Raw genomic sequence first — 20708 nt, 5'->3', positions numbered from 1 at the left:
GGAGATTGAATGGTACGTATTTCTTGTAATCTATGCAAACATAATGAAATTAAAAATATTTTAAGGGTAAAAGAGTACTATTTGTTTTCTTCGAGAATATTTGATATAGGTAAATGCTGTTATTGCGGACTGGTCTTTATATACCCTCCATTAAGCAACGAAGAACTTAGCAAATATTATCCTGACAGATTCTACGAAGTGCCTCCGGAAGATAAACTGACGAAAATTATGTCAATTTTTCCAGGCAGAGATAAAATCAGCATAGTAGAAAAAACAAAAAAGAAAGGAAAAATACTAGATATAGGATGTGCAAGGGGAGGTTTTCTTGAGATACTTAAAAACAGGGGATGGGAAGCATATGGTGTTGATATTTCGACTGCTGCTTGCAAATATGCAAAAGAAAAATTAGGGGAAAACAATGTGTTCAATGGAGATATTACTTCGCTTGAACTAACAGAGAATTACTTTGATGTTATTACTATGTGGCATGTTATTGAGCATGCCACAGATCCTTTAGCTGTATTAAAAGAAGTTTATAAATTACTTGGCCCTGGTGGAAGTGTTATTATTAATTGTCCAAATTATAATAGCTGGCAGCGGGTAATTTTTAAGAATAATTGGTTTGCATTATGCGCGCCTCAACATTTATTTCATTTTACACCGGTTACATTATATATGATGCTAAAACAAGCAGGTTTTAGCGTTATTAAAAAAGATTATATAAATGATGTCTCGTATAATACAAACTCAATGAAGCTAAGTATATTAAGGGCCGTTGGTTTAGGTAAAATGACTGCAATAGAATCAAAGTCAGGTGAAGAAATGTTAAAGAGAAAACCAGTGCGATTGGCGCTATGGAAAATACTAAGATTCTTTTTTAATGTTTCATGTCTGTGTATTTCGGTAGTGTTTCATTTTGCCGGCAACCGTGAACAACTATTATTTCACGCAAAGAAATAAGGAAAAAAAAGAGTACAAAAATAATTATATAGGGAGAAAGAGCGTAATGCAGGGGATTAGCATAATTATACCGAATTATAAAGGGAAAAACATTTTAGAAAAGAGCTTGCCTTCAATAGTTAGTGCATGTGATAGTTACGACGGGGAGAGTGAGATTATTATTGTTGAAGACGGGGGGGATGATGAGACTGCTGAATTATTAAAAGGAAAGTACAGCAAGATTGGATATTATAAGCTTAACGAGAATCACGGTTTTGGTTATACCTGCAATTATGGAGTAGCTAAAAGTAAATTTGATATAGTTGTTTGTTTGAATAATGATGTTGTAGTTGACAAAAACTTTCTTAAATATTTGCCGGAACATTTTTCTGAAAAAGACGTATTCGCGGTTAAGATTGCTACTAAATCTATAGGAGATAGAGAAAAAATCAAAGAAGATTATATCTTGTGGCGGTATCTGGAGTTTAGAAATGGATGGATTTACACTCCTTTTAAGGAAATTGCAAAGAGGGATATTCAAATGAAGTATACTAAAAATGTGGCAGGTTGTGCGGCTGCATTTTTAAAAGCGAAATATTTAAAGCTGAAAGGCTTTGACGACTTGTTTTTACCGTTTTATTCAGAAGAGACAGATCTTTGTTACCGCGCTTTAAAACGCGGATGGAAAATAATATACGAACCAAGAAGTGTTGTTTTACATAAAGAGCATGAAACAATATCTAAATATTTTAGTAGGAATATGGTTGAGATGGTTGGTGAGAGAAATATGTATTATCTGATATGGAAGAATATAAGCAGCAAGAAATATCTTTTTCAACACATCTTATTTATTCCTATACGAATAATCAAAGGAATGTTAAAAGGGAGAGTGTGGCCTCTTTTGGCGTTTTTAAAAGCCTTGCACCATCTGCCAAAAATATTTAAAGCACGACATGTTGAAATAAGAGAAATAGTAAGAAAAGATGAAGAAATATTTGATTGTTTAGAATAAGCAGTCTTCAATCTAAATGATGTGATTAATGGCATATATTGAGGAGAATATGTATATTTTTACTGAAATATTAAGCAATATATTTAGGGTGATATTATTTTCAACAGCCAGATATTTCCCGTTCCTCTTAAGACGTTTTAGTATTCGACCTTCGTCGATGAATATTGCTATTACAAATATGTGTAATAGTAAATGCATGATGTGCAATTATTGGAAGGATAAAAAAAAAGAAGAGCTTACTTTCTCTGAAATAGTCAGAGTCTTTGCCGAAGCAAAGGAAGTCGGGGTAAAGGAAGTTACTATTTATGGCGGGGAACCGCTGATCAGAAAAGATATTTTTGAAATAATTAAAGAAGCAAAAATAAACGGTTTGCATGTTGAAATTATCACAAATGCACTACTGATAGATGAAAACATGGCTGAAAAGATAGTGAAGAGCGGTTTGGAAAGACTTACAATCTCCATGGATGCTGTAGGAGAGTTAAATGATGAGATTAGAGGCGTTAAAGGGGCTTTTGAAAAAGCTATTAAAGCGATTATATATTTAAAAGCTGCTACAGAAAGCAATAAAAAGAAGATTGATATACAGATCAGTCCGATGATTATGTCAAATACTCTTAATAAAAACGGAATACTGGGTTTGTTGAGATTGTGCGAGGCACTGGATGTGACAATGTCTCCGCGTCTTATTGATAAAAACATCCATTATTCTGCAGGAACGAAGAGTGACAGGTTGTTTGTAAATAAGGAAAATCTCAAAGCTCTAGATGGTGTAGTTGATGAACTAGTGAAGATAAAAAAAAGAAATCCAAAGGTGCTGCCTTTTTCAATTGCGGGGATAAAATTCATTAAAAAATATTTTAGAAACCCTTCAAGCCGGGATATTCCCTGTTTGGTTGGGCTGTCGGGAGAAGTCTGGTTGAATGCAAATGGAAACCTGCAGAATTGTGCATTTCTGCCTCCTGTTGGGAGCATTAGAAAAAATAATATTAAAGAAATTGTCTTCTCGAAACAATGGTATAATTATGCGATAAAAATGTTCAAGAAGGATTGTCCCGGATGCAGCTGTAATTATAATTCCAATATAAAGTCAAGCTTTGCTTTTCTTTACAGTAAAATAATAGAAAAATTGTATTTTTCTGCCTCAAACGGGGAAGAAAAGGGAATGGCGTATTATTATCAGGAGGACCCTGCTAAAGTTGCTTTAAACATGGCGCGTTACGGATTTGCCCTAAAATACGTTAGCAGCAAACGAGTTCTGGATCTGGGGTGTGGCGCAAGAAAAGGACCTCTTGTTCTTTCCGAAAAAGCACGGGAAGTAATAGGTGTAGATATTTCGCTTGAAGCAATTGAATATAATAAGGATAATTTTAAAGCAGCTAATGTTCAGTACGAAGTAATGGATGCAGAGAATGTCAGTTTTCCTGATGGGTCTTTTGAAACTGTTGTTTCTTTTGAGGTTATAGAGCATTTGATATGTCCTGAAAAGTATCTCGAAGGAATTAGGCGAGTGCTTGTTTCTGACGGAATAGCTATTTTATCCACACCCAACATTGAGCGTTTTTCTGAAGAAGTTCTTGCTGTTCGAGGTCATATTAAGGAGTATACCAAGACGGAATTTAAGGATTTGCTTAAAAAATATTTTAGCCATGTTGATGTTTGCGGTATAATAGAAAGTGAAAAGGTCAAAGATGTTTCAAAAACAGCAGAATCGGTAAATAAAGCGTTGAATCTGGATCCTTTAAGGCTTCGGCGGGTTATACCGGCAGCGTTGAGAAAGAAAATATATTCAGGCCTTGTAAAAATGAAAGCTAAAATTTCAAGAAGGCCGGCTGCGGAAGAAATTAGTAAGAATGACTATAGCGTAGTCAGTTATGAGAATATAGGTAAAGCGGAAACGTTGCTTGCCTTAGTTAGAAAGTGAAGAAAGGCTCCCCAGTCAGTACGCTGTTTTATAGGTGGTGGGTAATGGAAACTATATCATATAATGAAAAAGAGCAAATGACAAATAAAGTAAGAGGAGTCAGAAAAATACTAAGATGAATAAATGTAATCATGAAATAATATGCTTTTCGACCCAACCCTGGAATGATTTTTCCTGGACTAATAAACAGCATATAATGAATAGATTATCTAAGGATAATAATATATTGTACGTTTTTAAAGATGGTTCCTTTGAAGGTTTTATCCTTTCTTTGATTAGGGGCAAGAGGCATGTTCTGGATATATTTAAAAGATATAAGAGATTAAATGAAAATCTTATGACTATTTCGCCTCATGTTTTTTATCTGGGTCGATATTTTCGAGTTTTCAGGGCCATTAACAATATTATAGTCTTGTTTTCTGTAAAGAAATGGATGAAAAAACTTAAGATAGAGAACCCGATACTCTGGGCTTATCATCCTGAATCTAGTTATTTTATAGGAAAAATTAACGAATCCCTGGTGTTGTATGATTGCGTGGATGAATATTCTGAAACGCCTGCTTACAATGAAAATAAAAAGATCAAAGAATGGATTGTTAAAGCCGAAACAAAACTACTTAAAAAGGCGGATGTAGTCGTCGCTACGAGTGAGAAGTTGTTTTCTGAAAAGAATAAATACAATTCAAGCACTTATCTTGTGGAAAATGTGGGAGATTATGAGCATTTTTCCAAGGCAGCTCTTCCTGAGACTAAAATACCGGAAGATATTAAAGGTCTAAAAAAACATGTTATTGGATATTATGGCGTAATAAGCTCTTATAAAGTGGACTTTGAACTCTTAAGTTATGTCGCGGAAAAAAGACCTGATTGGTACCTGGTCTTGATAGGAGGAATTGGTATTGGGGAAAGTAACACCGATATTAGTATACTTAAGAGCCGTTCAAATATAAGGATACTCGGAGGGCGGGATTACTCTTTGCTTCCCGGATATGTAAAAGCGTTTGATGTCTGCATTATTCCTTATGCGAGAAATGAATATACCGATGCCTGCTTCCCTATCAAATTTAATGAGTACCTTGCGAGCGGCAAACCTGTGGTTTCAACAGCGCTTCCTTCCTTGTTGAAATTCGGAGATGTTGCCTCTCTTGCCAAAGACAGGGATGAATTTATAACATATATTGAAAATGCTCTTGCTGAAAAAGACCCTGCTTTTAAAGAAAAAAGACTTGAACATGCCAAAAAGAACACCTGGGAAGTCAGGATAGGAAAGATAATGGCTCTGCTGGAAAGCGCCCTGCAAAAGAAAGAACTGAAAAACACCCAGGTGCTTTGTTTTTCAATTAATTACTGGGAAAAAAGATGGGCGAGGAAACAGCATTTTTCAAGGGAGTTTTCAAGGCGTCCGGAAATTGATAAAGTTTATTATATCGAACCGCCCGTAAGCCTGCATGATTTTATTCTTTCTCCCAAAAATGCTTTAAAAAATGACGAATGGAAAGCAAGGTGGAAACGGGCATTTTTAGTCAGAGCCGATAACTATACCAAAGAGTTATTTATTCTAACTCCGCTTTTTATTCTTCCTTTTATGAGAGTGGAGTGGCTTAATAAAATAAACCGGGCGCTTTCTCTTGGAATGATGAAGCTCCTGCGGCGCCTGCCGAAAACGAAAGAATCAATTCTCTGGCTTTATCATCCGTATGATTATTACCTCGCAGAATGGTTTGACGGCTGTAAAGTATCCTGTTTTGACTGGGCAGAAAAATGGGGGGAATATTTTACGGAGTTGAAGGGTAATGCCAGAAAGGATGTTTTAAATAAAGAGCGTAAGATGCTGGAGCGGGTTGACCTGGTGTTTACAGTGTCAAAGGTTATGGAGAACGAAGCAAAAGGAGTGAATAAAAACTCGCTCTTTCTTCCGAGCGGGACGGTATCGGAGATTTTCGCGCCGGGAAATAATTCAGGGCTCGCTGAAATAATGAAACAGGTGAAAAAGCCTGTTCTGGGCTATATGGGTACCGTAAACGAAAGATTTGACGTGGAAACTTTCGCATATCTTGCCGGGGCTCTGCCGGAGTGTTCGATAGTTGTTGTCGGGGATTATCACAGTAAGCGTGTCGATATCAGCTCTCTTAAGGGAATCTCTAATATTCATTTTACGGGAGGAGTCGACTTCTGGGAACTGCCGAAATATACAAATGGCTTTGACGTTTGCATTATGCCTTATGTTCCGGCAAATACAGAAGTGGAGCCTACAAAGATCTATGATTATCTTTCTACCGGGAAACCTGTTATTACCTCTAAGTTCCCGGAGATAATGAAATTTGAAGGGTTAATTGACATTACCTCGAACAAAGAAGAGTTTTTTGCAGCGGTTAAGAGGCTCTTGACCTTTGATCCGCCCGAAGACAGGGAAAGGCGTCTAAGGGCTGCCGGTGAAAATTCTTGGAGAAAAAGGATAGAAGATGTATATGTCCTGATAAAAAAGGAAATACAAAATAAAGAAATAAATAAGAAGAAAAAGAAACTTCTGGTCATTCCACATATTCCTTCTGAAGATTCTGTGAGGGTCAGAGAGCTTGAGCTGGCGAAAGCGTTATCCGTCAAATATAATGTTTATTATCTCACCTGGGCAGTTGAATTCTCCGGTTCAAAGGTAAAGCGCCTGAAAAACATGCTTATGGATATATTTAGACGGGTGAAGCTTTACAAAAAAGGGGATGTTCGCGCGATCCGGGTGCCGATATTCAGACGGCCTTTGAAGATTTCTGCTTCGCTGAACCGTTTGCGGTTAAAAAGGATAATGCAGAAAGAAAAAATAGATATATTGCTCAATTCTTCCATTCATGCTTTTCCCGCGCCTTGCAAAGATGCAGGAGAGAGAAAGAATTTTAAATATATATATGATCTTGTTGATTTGCCCTACATGAGCAGTAATGACAATTTCGATGATTTTAAGAAGGAGTTTGTTTCCGCGGAGTTAAAAAAAGCAGACCTTGTTTTGACGGTGTCTGTGGGATTGGCGGAATGGCTTAAAAAAAATCACAATAAAACAGCAATGCCGTTGGTCAATGGGGTGGACCTTGAGTGTATTGAGAATATGCCTGTCGCTGCGGTAAAGGAATTAAAGGTGAAACTGGGACTGGAGGGCAAGATTGTTTTTAGTGTGATTGGAAACGTGGGGAAATGGGTGGACTTGAGATTTATTCTGGAAGCATTTACAAAACTTAAGAAGGACATGCCCGGCGCGACTTTGCTGATCGTTGGACCTGTCCAGGATGATCAGCAGCTAAAGAAAAAGTATGCAGCAAAAGATATTATATTCACAGGGGCTGTAAACAGTCAGGAAATTAATAAGTATTTCCAAGCTACGGATGTAGGAATTGTTCCGAGTGTTGTTAATGAATTTCAAAATGTTTCTTTTCATATTAAAGTTATTGAGTATACGGCGGCCAGAAAGATTGTGGTAGCATCCCCTCTTGTTGAGATAACCAGGCTTAGTTTTCCGAATATCCTCATTGCGCCGTTGATTGAAAAAGAATGGCTGGAAGAGCTCAGACAGGCAGCCGAAATGAAATGGGATAAAAGCTGGTCTAAAAATATCAGGAGTTATGACTGGAAAGCTATAGCCGAAAAGCTTGCGTCGGAGGCGGAAAAACTGTGACTAATAAACCAAGCTTTAAAAAATTTACTTTTTTCAGAAGGCTTTACAGGGTTCTTAGAAAAAAAATGTACCTTCTCTCTGAAGCCGCGGGTTCTTTTCTTTTCCTTTTTCTTAATGGAAAGCCGGGAGTGTTTTCAAAGGAAGAAATTAAAAAGATACTTCTGATACGGTTGGACCGCGTAGGAGATCTGATCCTGACAACACCGGCTTTAAAAGCTATAAGAGACAGTTACCCTGCGGCAAAAATAGACATCCTTGTCCGCCGTTATACGAAAGAACTTTTATTTGGAAATAAGAACATCGATGCTGTCATAGAATATGAGTCTTTTTCTTCAAGGCAGGAGTGTGAGATGTTTTTGCGGAAAAATAATTATGACGCAGCCCTGGTCTTTCATCCCGGTTATCAGTTCAATAGGCTCGCTTATATGTCCGGGGCAAAATGGAGGGCGGGTTATTCCGGAAGCGGAGGGTCTTTTTTTCTTAACCTGATTCTTAAGGATGACAGGGATGTTAGAATTAGACATGAGGTCATTTCAGCGTTGGAAGTGGCCGCTAAGATCGGAGTAATGCAGGAGCAGAGCCTGCCTGAAGTAAAAGTATCTCCTGAGAACAAAGTCGTTGCGCAGGATTTCTTGAAAAAAAATAAGATAAAAGGAAAATTTGCCGTTGTGCATCCAGGTTCCAGGCAAGAATACATAAGATGGTCAAAAGAGGAATATTCAAAAGTTGCAAAATGGCTGATAGATACAAGGAAAATGAAAGTGGTTCTTACCGCAGGTAAAGATGAATATGGTTATGTTCTGGAAACGGCTTTTATGGTAAAGGAAGGGGCGGTAATAGCGGACGGTTTGACTCTCGGGGTTCTGACGGCTTTGATATCTTTAAGTGAAGTATTTGTAGGCAATTCTACGGGTCCTATGCATATTGCAGCCGCGTTAAAAGTTCCGACGGTTGCTATTTTTGGGAACGCACATCCTTTGGACAGTTATAAAGTCTGGGGTCCTTTGAGCCAAAACAGTAAGGCGGTTTTTTCTGAGCTGAACTGCGAGGGATGTCATCCCGGAGACTGCAGGTCCTTTGAATGTAAAGAGCTGATAACAACTGAAACTGTTAAAGCTGCAATTGAGGAAGTATTGGGTAAAGGAGAGAGGTGAAATGGTGGAAATAACCAATAAGGATTATGATAATAATATTTTGAAAGAAGGCGAAGAGTTTCAGATTGACAATTATTATGAGCCGAAAGCAACGGATATGAAACGGCGTGTAATATATGTTATGTCAAAATTAATGGTTGCGCCTTTAATGAAAGTTCTGGACCTGGGATGCGGAGTGGGCACTTTTGCTTTCAGGTCGGCGAAAGCTGGTGCTATGGCTTACGGGGTTGATTACTCTGAAGAGTCTATAAATATGGCGAGAAAATTATGCGAAAAATTCAATGTTAAGCCGGATTTTATAGTGGCCGATACTGCTGAAACGCTTCCTTATGATGATAATTATTTCGAACGTATTGCCTGTGTGGATTTTATAGAACATATCAGCGATGAAAACAAAGTACAGCTTCTGAAAGAGATCAAAAGAATATTAAAACCAGGAGGAATCGCGGTTATATACACTCCAAACAATATGAGAGAGAAGATAGGGGGAATAATAATGAGGTTACTGCGCCGGTATAAGGAAAATCCTCTTCATTTTGGCTTGATTTACAGGCGGAGATTTGAAAGAATGATGATAGCCGAAGAAATATCTTTTACGACAAGTTATTTTGATCCGGGAAGGCCGTATCTGGCGTATATCCCGCTTTTTAGAGGGGCGCTGGCTTTAAATTTATTGTGGACTATAAGGAAAAAATGAAAATACTGGTGATAAACCTTGGCGGTCTGGGTGATATGTTGTTTTCGGTTCCTTTTTTACGCGGGCTCAGGGACAGGCATAAAACAGCTGAAATTACCCTTCTGACCGTGACCAATAGTTATGGTATTATTGAAAATCAAAAGCTTTTTGACAAGGTCGTCGAACTTTCTGCGGGAAGCAGTGATATCAGGCGCATGTTTGTTTTTAAGTATCTCCGTTTGCTTTCCGGGCTGAGGAAAGAAAAATATGACCTTTCTATAAACCTCAGGACTGTGGTATCTTTTACCTCTGCAATTAAGACTGCTCTTATGCTTTTTGCCGTCGGGGCAAGAAAGAATACGGGCAGAGGTAACAGCGGAACCACATTTATTTATGAAACCGCTGTTGTCGAGAAACAGGAATATAAGAAGCACGAAGTTGATTATCACGCTGAACTTGCGGAAAAACTCGGGTTCAAACCCGGTGGGAAGATCGGGATTAAACTTGAAAAAGCTAATTATAAGTTCGCTTCAAACTTCCTCGCAAAAAACAGAATAAGCCCTAAAGCAAAATTTATAGTTATAAATCAAGAGGCCAGATGGGAAACGAAAAGATGGCTTCCCGCAAATTACTTAAGTCTTATTGAGAAATTGATAAAAATTAAAAATATAAAGATAATCCTTCTCCGGAATAAAGACACCGCTTTTGTGCAGGTAGTCAAAAAAATATTTAAGAAAGTTGTGATATTGAAAAATAATGATATTAAAAATATTGCAGCGGTAATAAAAAGGGCTTCGGTTTTGCTGACCAACGATACCGGTATTATCCACGTTGGCGCGGCGCTTAACACTAAAACAGTCGGACTGTACGGCTCCAGTGATCCATTTCTGGCCGGGCCTTACATATCTTTAAACAGAAAAATAGTCATTTGTAAAAGCGTTCATTGTGCACCCTGCAATAAATTAGAATGTTCTTCGTTGGATTGTTTTGAAAAAATTACGGTGGAAGAAGTACATTCTGCGATAATTAAACTATTAGGAGTAGAATAGCTTGAAAAGACTCGAAGATTTACTTAGAAAAGTGGTTTCCAGGAAAGATGAGAAAGGTGAGTATTCCGCGGGGTATTGGCCGGTAAAGGTTAGGAATAAATTATTGGAACTTATTCCGGAGTACGGCTCTTTCCTTGAAATCGGGTGCGGGGAAGGGTTGTTTCTTTCTGATTTAAGAAAGCATAAACCTAATTTGAGTTTAACGGGTGTTGATTTATGGGAAGAAATACTGAATAAAGCAAAAGCTCGGTTTAGCAATGACCCGGGCGTAAAACTGGTGTTTGGAAAAGGCGAGAAGCTCCCTTTTGCTGACAATACATTTGATACAGCCGCGGCAGTTAATCTTCTGATCAATATAAAAGGTAAAGCGGTAGCTAATAGTATTATTTCTGAGCTTTTAAGGGTTACTAAACCAAGCGGAAAGGTTCTTTTTGACCTCAGGAATAAACGCAGTCCTTTCCTGAAAGTTCAGTATGGGCTTGCCAAATACTATGACACAGAAATCAAAGTTCCTCTGGTCACTTACAAGGCAGAGGATTTTGACAGTATTTTAGGATACAATGAGAAAAAGGTCCATACTTGCGGCTTCCCAAAAGGCAAGTATGCCCCGATTCTGGTGATAGAAGCAGTGAAGAAGCAAGCGAAGCAAGAACAGTAAGTGAAGAAAAAGAAGAAAGGGAAGAAAGGACAGTAAGTTGAACAAAAATTTTATTAAATATACTACAATAAATTGTCAATTGTCATTCGTAAATCGTCAATATCTTCGAATGGAGGGATTACTTGATACGGGCAAAGTTGGTTGATACTGATATAAAAATATATGAACTCATACTGGCTCTTCTTGCAAGTTTAAGGCAGAAAGGGAAAGGTGTCTTAATATTTGAAGATTCTCTCAAGAAAAAAGCAAAAGTTTCTGAAGCGATCGTGTTTGGTTCCGGGAATGCGGCTCTTCTGGCTTCCCTTATTGCCATGAAAAATATAACAAAAGGTGAAAAGACTGAGGTCATTATTCCTTCTTATACTCCTCTGGCGCTGTACGTCACAATAAAACAAGCAGGACTTACACCTGTTCTGTGTGACATTGATACCAAGGATTTCGGGTTTAGTTCGGGGTGTAAGGAAACGAAAGCAAACAGCAAGACCTTGGCAGCTATTCCGGTGCGGCTTTTCGGCCTGGAAAGCTCTCCTGCCGGTAAAAATGACGGGTTTTTTGTTATAGAAGATAACGCCCAGGGCTTTATTACGCCGCTTAAATGGGATTTGCAGCTTATAAGTTTTAACCGGGGAAAGAATTTCCCGCTTTTAAATGGAGGTGCGGTTCTTACCAATGATGAAGAGCTGGCAGAGGAGATAAGAAGAGTAAGAACAGCGTATACTTCTCCTTCATTCATAAATAATATTGTCACGTTTGCAAAGTTCAAAGCATTCTGTCTTTCTAAAAGCAGATTGGTTTATAATCTGCTGCTTCCGTTTATTGAAGGAATGAGGCAGACTAAACCTCCTGAATATATAAATGAAGTGCTTTTGTCCTCCTGGCAGAGTATGCTTGGTGCCGGAGAAATATTCCAATCCGGGGAAAATATGAAAAGGAGATTTGAACTTGCTAAAAAATATCTTTTGCTTCTGAAAGATCTTTCCGGGGTGGAACTTCCGGAGGTAAAAGAAGGAAGTATTGTTAATAGATTTCCTCTTTTGATAAAAGATAAAAACAAAGTTGAAGAAATACAGCTGAAGTTAAAAAAGGCAGGCATTGAATCTTCCCGGATGTATTTTAAGCCGGTGCATCTGGTCTTTAATTTAGAGAACAAAGCCGGAGAGTTTAAAAATGCAGAATATATTGCGGAACGGCTTTTAGTCCTGCCTTGTAATCCGTTTTTGTCAGACAAAGAAATAGAGTATATCGCTGAAAAGGTTGTGAAATGTTTCCGATAAAAACTTTTGGAAGAAATATTAAAAAGGCGCTGTTGGAACCGGGCTATGCTCTTAATGCGTTTGTAAAAAGGACCCAGGCTTCGGCAAGTTACCGCTTTAGTAAAAACGGCAGGGCGCCTTTTCCGGAAAGTATTACCTTTTTCCTTACGTACAAATGTAATTTGCGCTGTAAAATGTGCGGTCAATGGGGGGATGAAGGTATCAACAAGGCCTTTGATCCTGCCAAGGTAAATGCAAAACTGGATATTGCTTCATATATAAAGCTTCTGGACGAAGTAAAGGTCTTTAACCCCCATGTTACCCTGTTTGGCGGTGAACCTTTGATGTATGAAGAATTTGAACAGCTTGTTCATGAGATAAAGAAAAGAGGGCTGCATCTCGGAATTATCACAAATGGCACACTTATTAAAAAGCATGCGGTGACAATAGTAAACGAGGGTGTGGATGTGGTTTCCCTCTCCGTGGACGGTCCGGCTGAACTTCATGATAAGGTCCGTAATATGGAAGGGGCTTTTGCCAGAATAAAAGAAGGGGCGGATGAAATAACGCGGCTTAAAGATGAGAAGAAAACGGCAAAGCCGGTTATCAATATTGTCTGTACCATCTCCGATCTTAACTATAAAAGTATTAAAGAAATGCCTGCGGTTGCAAAAGAGCTACATGCCGGAACGCTTAACCTGCATCACCTTATCTTTACCGAATGCGAAACCGTGGAAAGTCATAATAAATATTTTAAAGAGAAGTTTGGAGTGGAATCAAAAGACTGGTCCGGTTTTATAAGACCTTCAGTTGCAGATATAAATATCGCCCAGCTCGCTTTTGACCTTCAAACCCTCAAAACATCCAATCATCCGTTCTTACTCACGGTCTATCCGGATTTCAACAAAGAAGAGACACTTAAATATTACACTGAAAAAGATTTTGTATCAAATGCATATCCAAAAAGGTGTCTTTCCCCTTGGGTTGTGGCCTACATATATCCGAATGGTGAGGTTCTCCCCTGTCACAGTCTTGGTTTTGCAGCGGGAAATATTAATAATGAAACGTTTAAGGAAGTCTGGAACGGTAAAGAGATGAGAAAATTCCGCGTAGAACTGAAAGCGAAAAAGCACTTTGGAGTGTGTCCTAAGTGCACGGAAATGTATCGTTACTAGCGAAGCTAGTAACAAGTTTATAAAGTTTGTAAGGTTTCTAAGGTTAATAAGGTAAGAGCAGAAAAAATAGTTGTAGGGACTAAATTCTAGTTTTTTAGTAATGGTTTTTAAATATTATAATAACACAGTTGAAAATAACTTTAAAAACCTTACAAACCTTACAAACTTTACAAACTGACGGGAATCTTGAAAGCAAGTTTAGCTAGTCAAGGAAAAGTGCATGGCAAAAAAGAAAATACTCCACATCATTACCCGCCTCGAACATGGCGGCACGCTTTCTAATATTCTTTCTCTAATGGAAGGACTTTCTAAGGAATACGATGTGGTTCTGGCTCTTGGCTCTTTCAAGACGGAAAAAGAAAAGGTTGAAAAATCTGCGGGAGCTTCCGGCTGCCGTATTGTCTGGCTGGAAGAGTTCCGCAGGAATATCAGTCCTCTTAAAGATCTAAACACGCTCATGGATCTGATTGACCTGGTACTGCGGGAAAATCCGTACCTGGTTCATACGCATACTTCCAAAGCCGGAATATTAGGCCGCGCGGCTTGTGCTGTTACGAATTTTAAAAATACCGTGCATACACCCCACGGTCATGTTTTTTACGGCTACTTTAATCCTTTTGTTTCTTCTATTTTTGTTTTGCTGGAAAGGCTGGCGGCGCGTTTTACAAAAAAAATAATAGTTTTCTCCAACGCCGAAAAGAAAGACCATTTGGACAGAAAGATAGGTCAAGATGGGAAATATGTGGTTATTCCAAACGGTATTGCTCCTGCTCCATATTTAAAAGAATATGATATAGCTGCCAATAAAGCAGAACTTGGAATTGCTCCGGAAAAAAAAGTGGTGGGTTTTGCCGGCAGGTTGGAACCGATAAAAGGCGCCGATCTGTTTGTAAAAGCAATAAAGCAATTGAGTAAAGAGAGAACTGATTTTACGGCTGTTATGGCGGGGACCGGCTCTTTAGAAGCTGCAATAAAAGAGAATGCAAAAGAAGAAATAAAGACAGGTGTCTTTAAAATGCTGGGACACCGCGAGGATCTTTCGGAAATACTGGCTATAATTGATGTTTTTGTAATGACCTCTAATAATGAAGGTTTTGGTCTTGCAGCCGTGGAAGCAGGTTTAAGCAATAAGCCTGTAGTAGCAACAAGAGTCGGCGGTCTGCCTGAAATCATAATCGACAAAGAAACTGGACTGCTTGTTCCGTCTGGAAATGTTGAAGCTTTGTGTTTTTCAATTAATAAACTTTTGGATGACCAAAATGAAGCAAAGCGCCTCGGAGAAAACGGCAGAGAAAAGGCGCTTCTATATTACAGCGAAGAAAAGATGCTGGAAAGGTTAAAAAACTTATATGAAAATCTTTAAAATAGCTTTAATCATCCCGGTTCTGCTGGGTTTTGCCGGGGGCGGAGTCCACTTTACGCCCGAAACAACTGTCAGAACCGCGCTGCATCTGCACAGCAACTACAGTTATGGCTGTACTTATTCTATTGAAGAAATAGTCTCCAGAGCAAAAGCAAAGGGACTGGACGCGGCGATAATTACCGATCACGATCTCATAGAAGTTAAATACGGTGTTTTTCCTTTACGCAGAGTTTTGCGCGCCGGCTTGGAACTTAATTCTGTTTTTAGCAACGGCGTGGAAAGATACTTTTCCGAGCTGGAAAGTGTACAGGAAAAATATCCTGAAATGCTGGTGCTTCCCGGGGTGGAAACCAGCCCGTTTTATTTCTGGGATACCAGAAGAAGCTCTCTAGTTCTTAATGACTGGCATAAGCATCTTCTGGTTTTCGGACTCTCGTTGAAAGATATGGAGCAGCTGCCGACTACGGGTAATAGGAACTCCTGGAAGTATAACCCGCTTCTTCTTTGGCCTTTTTTGCCGGTTTTACTCGGGATTCTGTTTTTCAAACGGGTGTATCTTGTAAAGTTTGGTGTGGTACTTATTATTATAGGCGGAATATTTTTGGTTAATAATTATCCGTTCACAGCACCGGATTTTGATCAGTATTCGGGCTATAAGGGTTCCATGCCTTACCAAAATGTCATAGATTATGTCGGAAAGAAGGGAGGCTTTACGGTCTGGGCGCATCCTGAAGCTAATAGTAATATTGATTTTCCCGTGGTAACGTCGGTGCAAGGCCGTTTCTTTAATATGGGGCTGACTCTTTTTACCCCGGCCTATGCGGAAGTAATTACAAATACCGGGGATTATAACGGTATAAGTATCCTGGAAGAAGGGTATAAAACTATCGGCAGATGCGGCGGTCTTTGGGATAAAGTTCTTGCCGAGTATACGGCAGGGCAGAGAAAAGTTCCTTCTTTTGCGTTTGGAGAAGTGGATTACAGAAAAGAAGGGGAAGGTATCGGCCTTGACAGCGTACAAAATGTTGTCAACGCAAAAAAGAGCGCAAAAAAAGAGTTTTTAGCAGCCTTAAAGGCCGGAAAGTTTTATGTGCTAAAAAGAGGTATTCTCACCTCTTTTCCGGTGCTTGAAGAGTTTTCAGAAACCGGCAAGGTCAGGATTTCAATGAATGATGCCAGCAAGAAAAAGCTGACCGTAACACTTATTAAGGACGGTTTTGTGCAAAAAATAGAAGACGGGGTGACTCCGTTTGAAATGGATTTTAAAGTCTTAATTCCGGAGCAGGGAAAAAGTTATTACAGGCTGGAAGCTGCGTTAAAAGACGGGGGTTTAATAATCAGTAATCCCATATTTATAGACCGTAATACGGAGAAAATACAATGAAGTTGTCGGTACATCAACCGCAATATATACCCTGGCTCGGTTATTTTGATAAGCTTGCCAAAAGTGATGCTTTTGTGTTTCTTGATAACGTGCAGTATAAGAAAAGGGAGTTCCAAAACAGGAACAAGATCCGTACAAAAGAAGGCTTTCTTTGGTTGACGGTACCGGTTTTGACTAAAGGTAAATATGAGCAGCTTATGCGCGAGGTGGAAATAGACAATACAGAAAATTGGAGAAAGGATCACTTTGAAGCTTTGAGGCATAATTACAGCAAAGCCCCGTTTTATGCGGAACATGAAGGGTTCCTGAAAACTCTCTACGCTAGAGATTGGGAAAGGCTTGCGGAGCTGAATATCTGCATAATTAAATATATGTTGAATTATCTGGGAATTGATATCCCTCTATATCTGGAGTCCGAACTCTCCACTTCAGGCTTTAAGACTGACAGGATTGTGAGTATCTGCAGAAAACTGAAGGCGGATATTTATCTTTCGGGGCAGGGTGCCAGGGATTACCTTGAAGAAGAAAAATTTACTGCTTCAGGAATAGAATTGATATATCAGGAGTTTAAACACCCTGTATACTCCCAGGTTTATGAAGGTTTTGAGGCAAATCTCTCTATTCTGGATTTGTTGTTTAATATGGGGAAAGAAAGTGCTAATATGTTTGCTGGGCATAAAAAAAGTAAGGAGCCGAAGGTTTAATGAATAAAAATAAGAGAGATAAAATACTTATAGTTGACGATGAAGAGGCTGTTCGTGAATTACTTGCGCTAAATTTAAGCGATCTTTACGATGCGGATACCGCGGACAGTGTGAAAGAGGCCGTCAAAAAAATAGAGCTGTCAAAATATGCCCTTGTAATTACAGATATGAAAATGCCGGGGGGGAACGGGCTTGACCTTATTAAGCTGATCAAAGAAAAAAGCCCTGAAACAATAGTAATTGCTATAACAGGTTTTAGTTCTGTGGAAGACGCAATTAGTGCGTTAAAACTTGGGGCTGAAGAATACGTCTTAAAACCGCTGGACTTTGACAAATTCAATGTCATAGTAAAAAGTTTAATAGAGAAATACAGGTTAAGAAAAAAACTTTCTATTATTCGCAGATCTTTTGAGCTTGAAAAACTTAACCGTATTGTGCTCGAATCTGAAGATATCAGTAAGACTCTTCCTGAAATATTAGACCTGATTTGCCGGATGTTTCAAGCCGACAGCGGTTCGGTCATGCTATATGATAAAACTTCGCAAAAACTTTGTATAATTGCCGCAAAGGGAATGAATCAAAAAGAGACGGATAAGTATGAGGTTTCCATAGGTGAAAGAGTGTCAGGCTGGGTTGCGGAGAATAAGAAAGCTGTTAAACTCGGCAGTAATGTGGACAAGTTTATATTCAAAAATTTCGAGCCCAGGGGGGAAATAAGATCTTCCATTGTTGTTCCTCTTTCTGTGCATGAAAAACTGATGGGTGTGCTGAATTTGAATATGCTGGAGGAAGGTAAAGTATTCAGTGATGAAGATCTGGATATTCTATCTATGTTTTCCCTGTCGCTTGCGTTGAGCATGGAAAATGCAATGTTTAAAAATGAGCTTATAGAAAGTAATGAGCGCCTTAAAGAAATTGATAAACTCAAGACGGAGCTGATCTCCAATGTTTCACATGAACTGCGTACGCCATTGACAGCCATGAAGGGTTCTCTTGACCTTATGCTCTTTCACTCTGCCGAGCCGACAGAAGAAGCAAAAAAACTGCTTATGATAATCAGTAATAACCTGCAGCGCCAGATTAAGCTGGTTTCGGAACTGCTGGATTTTTCCAGGATAGAGAGCAATAAGATAAAGATTGAAAAGATAGAATGTGATATTGTAAATCTGATTAAGGAAGTAGTGCAGGAGCTGGCTCCTCTCTTTAAGGAATCAAAACTCGGTTTAAAACTTGGCATTCCGGAGAAGCAGGTTATGATCAATTTAGATCCTGACAGGATAAAGCAGGTTTTGATTAATCTGTTGTCAAATGCGATAAAATATACAAAAGAGGGATTTATTGGTGTTCTTCTTGAGGATAAAACAGAATCCGTAATTATTATTGTTACGGATACAGGTCCCGGAATTCCGGAGAAGCAGCGTTCCAAAGTGTTTACGAGGTTTTTTAGGGTGGATAACGAGGTCACAAGAAACACTCCGGGATTTGGTCTTGGGCTGTCCCTTACTAAAGGCATAGTGGAAGCACATGGCGGGCAGATCTGGTTTGATTGCCCGCAAGAAGGCGGTTCTGTCTTCTCTTTTCTCTTGTATAAATGAGGGTTAAAAACTTAATCTATAAAATAGTATTGTTTTTCCTGCCGTCGGTTGCTGTATTTCAGGGAGGTTCTTTGGATCGCTACATGCTTGGCGAGTCCAAATTTACCTATGAAGGTTATACTCTTGAAAGAACAATCACGGAAGAAAAAAATATTTATTACAGTCGTATTACGTTGAAAAAAGGTGATGCTGTAATCCGGGAGTTTCCGAGGGCTCAAAACGGTAAAAAAGAAAATACCGTAAATACTGCCGCCTTTGGATTTGCAAACCTGTTAAAAAAAGACGGAAAAAAAGAAATAATAATTAAAACCTTCCTGACGTCGGAAGTAAAAAAATATTATTACTGGGTGTATGCAATAGAACCGGATTTACGTCTTGTATTTGAGACGGAAAAATGGAAAACGGGCTTTGTGCTGGGTGTGGATGATATTGATAATGATAATGTTAAAGAACTGATACAGACGGATCTGATTTTTGACGAGTTTGACCGGTGTTCTCATGCGACTTCCGCAATTTTTGATATTTATTTCAGGTATGATACCGGAAAAGGCGAATACTTTCCCGCCAATCATCTCTATAAAAAAATGGTCGGGAACGATTATTGGGCTAAGGAACCTTTAACAAAAAAAGACCGTGGAGGCGTTCATCTCGGTTCTATATTGAAAACCTTGCTCCCTCTCATTTATTCCGGACAGGAAAAAGAGGCCTGGAAGTATTTTGAAAATGATTATGTAATGCCCGATAAATGGGGAATGCAGGAAAAAATTCGCCTAAGGTTACTCACCGATCCCGTGTATAAATATATAGAACAGCAGGGGAAGGAAGTTGAGCGAAGTCTAAATATCAAACCATAAGTCTTCGCGAAATCCGCCTAGGCGGATGAAGAAAGCGATAAAAATATTAAATAATTATAACATGTTTTTGTCATCCTGGAGTGTTTTTATCCGGGATCCAGTGTCCGGTGTTTTGCAAATGCTATAATAACACATTAATGTTGCACTCGTAACCCGTCACTCGCAACTAAAGGTAAGGGGACTGTCCCTTTTTTTGGACTGTACCCGTGTGTTGAAAGGATAAATAATGAAGACCATGAAAATAATATTATTATCAATTATTTGCTTTTCTTTTCTTTACGCGGAAGAGGAAAAAAAACCGGCGGATATGGATGCCTTGTTGGCCCCCTCCGACAGGCTTGAGTATGGCGGGTATAGGATACTGCGCATCTGTGAATTTAAGGAGGGTGTAGTCTGTAAATATGTTGTCAGTAAAAACGGGATTAATCTTGCTTCTTTTCCCGAGGATAATGCGGGTATTGGAAATGGTGTAGTGCTTGGAGATGAGAAAGGGGCCCTGCATCCTGATTTTCTAAAAACAGGTCTTATAAAACTCGTCATGAAGAAGCTGCCGGAAATAAAGCCCGTGTTAAAAAATCTGACAGAAGAAATAACTATAGAAAAAAAAGTTATCACCGGAGATAGTATCTTGTCCGAAATTTCCGCGATGACTTCTGAAGTTACTTCAGAAAGGTCCGTGCCTTTGGAACCTCTTGCTGAACTGGTATTTATGAGTTATTCCGGCGGCGCGCATTGCTGTTGGGATTACACTGTGTATACTCTTGACCCGGAATTTAAAGAAGTTTTTGACAGTTATGCCTGGGGTACCGGCTATGGTGTAAGTTACGCTGACCTTGATAACGACGGGACACAGGAGCTGATTCAATCCTCTTTAAAATATGACTATGCTTTTGGCCGTCCGCACATGGATTCTGCCTTTCCGCTGGTTATTTTTAAATACAATGAAGCAAAAAAACAATACTTCCCTGCCAATAGGCAGTACAAAAAATACCTTCTGGAAGAGCTGAAAAAAATCGCCTTAACCAGGGTAGACAATGAAAAAGAACCCTGGATGTCCCCCTTGATAATGCACGTACTAACCTACCTGTATCTGGGCATGGATAAAGAAGCCTGGGAGTTGTTTAATAAAAACTACAAATTAAAGAACAAAGAAGCCCTGAAAAAAGATATACTCGCAACCATCTCAAAAGACCCCGTCTATATTTTTCTATCCGCAAAACAAAAGTAGGAGAAGGAAGTGAAGAAAGTGAAAAAAGAAAAAGAATTTCTACTTTGTTCTGTGACTCCTGACATTATAGACTTGAATA

The 20708-nt window shown here is 39.0% G+C and carries 16 protein-coding genes; all 16 read left to right on the top strand.

Going from position 1 to position 20708, the window contains the following annotated elements; all coding sequences use genetic code 11:
* The first annotated feature begins 9 nt into the window (after positions 1–9).
* Entirely contained in the window at positions 10–960 is a 951-nt protein-coding gene (locus A2536_02760) for a hypothetical protein (protein ID OGF47678.1), read from the top strand.
* Positions 929–1951: a hypothetical protein gene (locus tag A2536_02755; GenBank protein ID OGF47677.1), complete on the top strand. Its 1023-nt coding sequence runs from the start codon at positions 929–931 to the stop codon at positions 1949–1951. The genes A2536_02760 and A2536_02755 overlap by 32 nt, the downstream gene beginning before the upstream one ends.
* Positions 1952–2150: 199 nt before the next feature.
* Positions 2151–3875, top strand: coding sequence for a hypothetical protein (locus A2536_02750; GenBank protein OGF47676.1), 1725 nt, complete (start codon positions 2151–2153; stop codon positions 3873–3875).
* Between the two features lie 115 nt (positions 3876–3990).
* Positions 3991–7536 (top strand): hypothetical protein, encoded by a 3546-nt coding sequence (locus A2536_02745; GenBank protein ID OGF47675.1) that lies wholly within the window; start codon positions 3991–3993, stop codon positions 7534–7536.
* A complete protein-coding gene (locus A2536_02740) occupies positions 7533–8690 on the top strand; it encodes a hypothetical protein (protein ID OGF47674.1) in 1158 nt (385 codons plus the stop codon). Before A2536_02745 ends, A2536_02740 begins: the two co-directional genes overlap by 4 nt.
* 1 nt (position 8691) lies before the next feature.
* Complete coding sequence (locus A2536_02735) at positions 8692–9387, top strand: hypothetical protein (GenBank protein ID OGF47673.1); 696 nt, start codon at positions 8692–8694, stop codon at positions 9385–9387.
* Positions 9384–10415 (top strand): hypothetical protein, encoded by a 1032-nt coding sequence (locus A2536_02730; protein OGF47672.1) that lies wholly within the window; start codon positions 9384–9386, stop codon positions 10413–10415. The genes A2536_02735 and A2536_02730 overlap by 4 nt, the downstream gene beginning before the upstream one ends.
* Position 10416: 1 nt before the next feature.
* Positions 10417–11073: a hypothetical protein gene (locus A2536_02725; GenBank protein OGF47671.1), complete on the top strand. Its 657-nt coding sequence runs from the start codon at positions 10417–10419 to the stop codon at positions 11071–11073.
* A 122-nt stretch (positions 11074–11195) separates the two neighbouring features.
* Positions 11196–12347, top strand: a complete 1152-nt coding sequence (locus A2536_02720) for a hypothetical protein (GenBank protein OGF47670.1) — start codon at positions 11196–11198, stop codon at positions 12345–12347.
* Positions 12335–13501 carry a hypothetical protein gene (locus A2536_02715; GenBank protein ID OGF47669.1) on the top strand — a complete coding sequence of 389 codons (1167 nt, stop codon included), beginning with the start codon at positions 12335–12337 and terminating at the stop codon, positions 13499–13501. Before A2536_02720 ends, A2536_02715 begins: the two co-directional genes overlap by 13 nt.
* 220 nt (positions 13502–13721) lie before the next feature.
* A complete protein-coding gene (locus A2536_02710) occupies positions 13722–14864 on the top strand; it encodes a hypothetical protein (GenBank protein OGF47668.1) in 1143 nt (380 codons plus the stop codon).
* Complete coding sequence (locus A2536_02705) at positions 14851–16248, top strand: hypothetical protein (protein ID OGF47667.1); 1398 nt, start codon at positions 14851–14853, stop codon at positions 16246–16248. Before A2536_02710 ends, A2536_02705 begins: the two co-directional genes overlap by 14 nt.
* Positions 16245–16952, top strand: coding sequence for a hypothetical protein (locus tag A2536_02700; GenBank protein OGF47666.1), 708 nt, complete (start codon positions 16245–16247; stop codon positions 16950–16952). The genes A2536_02705 and A2536_02700 overlap by 4 nt, the downstream gene beginning before the upstream one ends.
* Positions 16952–18547: a hypothetical protein gene (locus tag A2536_02695; protein OGF47665.1), complete on the top strand. Its 1596-nt coding sequence runs from the start codon at positions 16952–16954 to the stop codon at positions 18545–18547. The genes A2536_02700 and A2536_02695 overlap by 1 nt, the downstream gene beginning before the upstream one ends.
* Positions 18544–19401, top strand: coding sequence for a hypothetical protein (locus tag A2536_02690; GenBank protein ID OGF47664.1), 858 nt, complete (start codon positions 18544–18546; stop codon positions 19399–19401). The genes A2536_02695 and A2536_02690 overlap by 4 nt, the downstream gene beginning before the upstream one ends.
* A 226-nt stretch (positions 19402–19627) precedes the next feature.
* The gene (locus tag A2536_02685; GenBank protein OGF47663.1) at positions 19628–20629 is read left to right on the top strand and encodes a hypothetical protein; all 1002 of its coding nucleotides are present in this window, start codon (positions 19628–19630) and stop codon (positions 20627–20629) included.
* Positions 20630–20708 lie beyond the last annotated feature (79 nt).

The sequence above is a fragment of the Candidatus Firestonebacteria bacterium RIFOXYD2_FULL_39_29 genome (genome assembly GCA_001778375.1).
Lineage (GTDB): Bacteria > Oederibacteriota > D2-FULL-39-29 > D2-FULL-39-29 > D2-FULL-39-29 > D2-FULL-39-29.
Note: the sequence above shows the minus strand (reverse complement) of the source record. Positions and strands in the feature narration are given on the sequence as shown.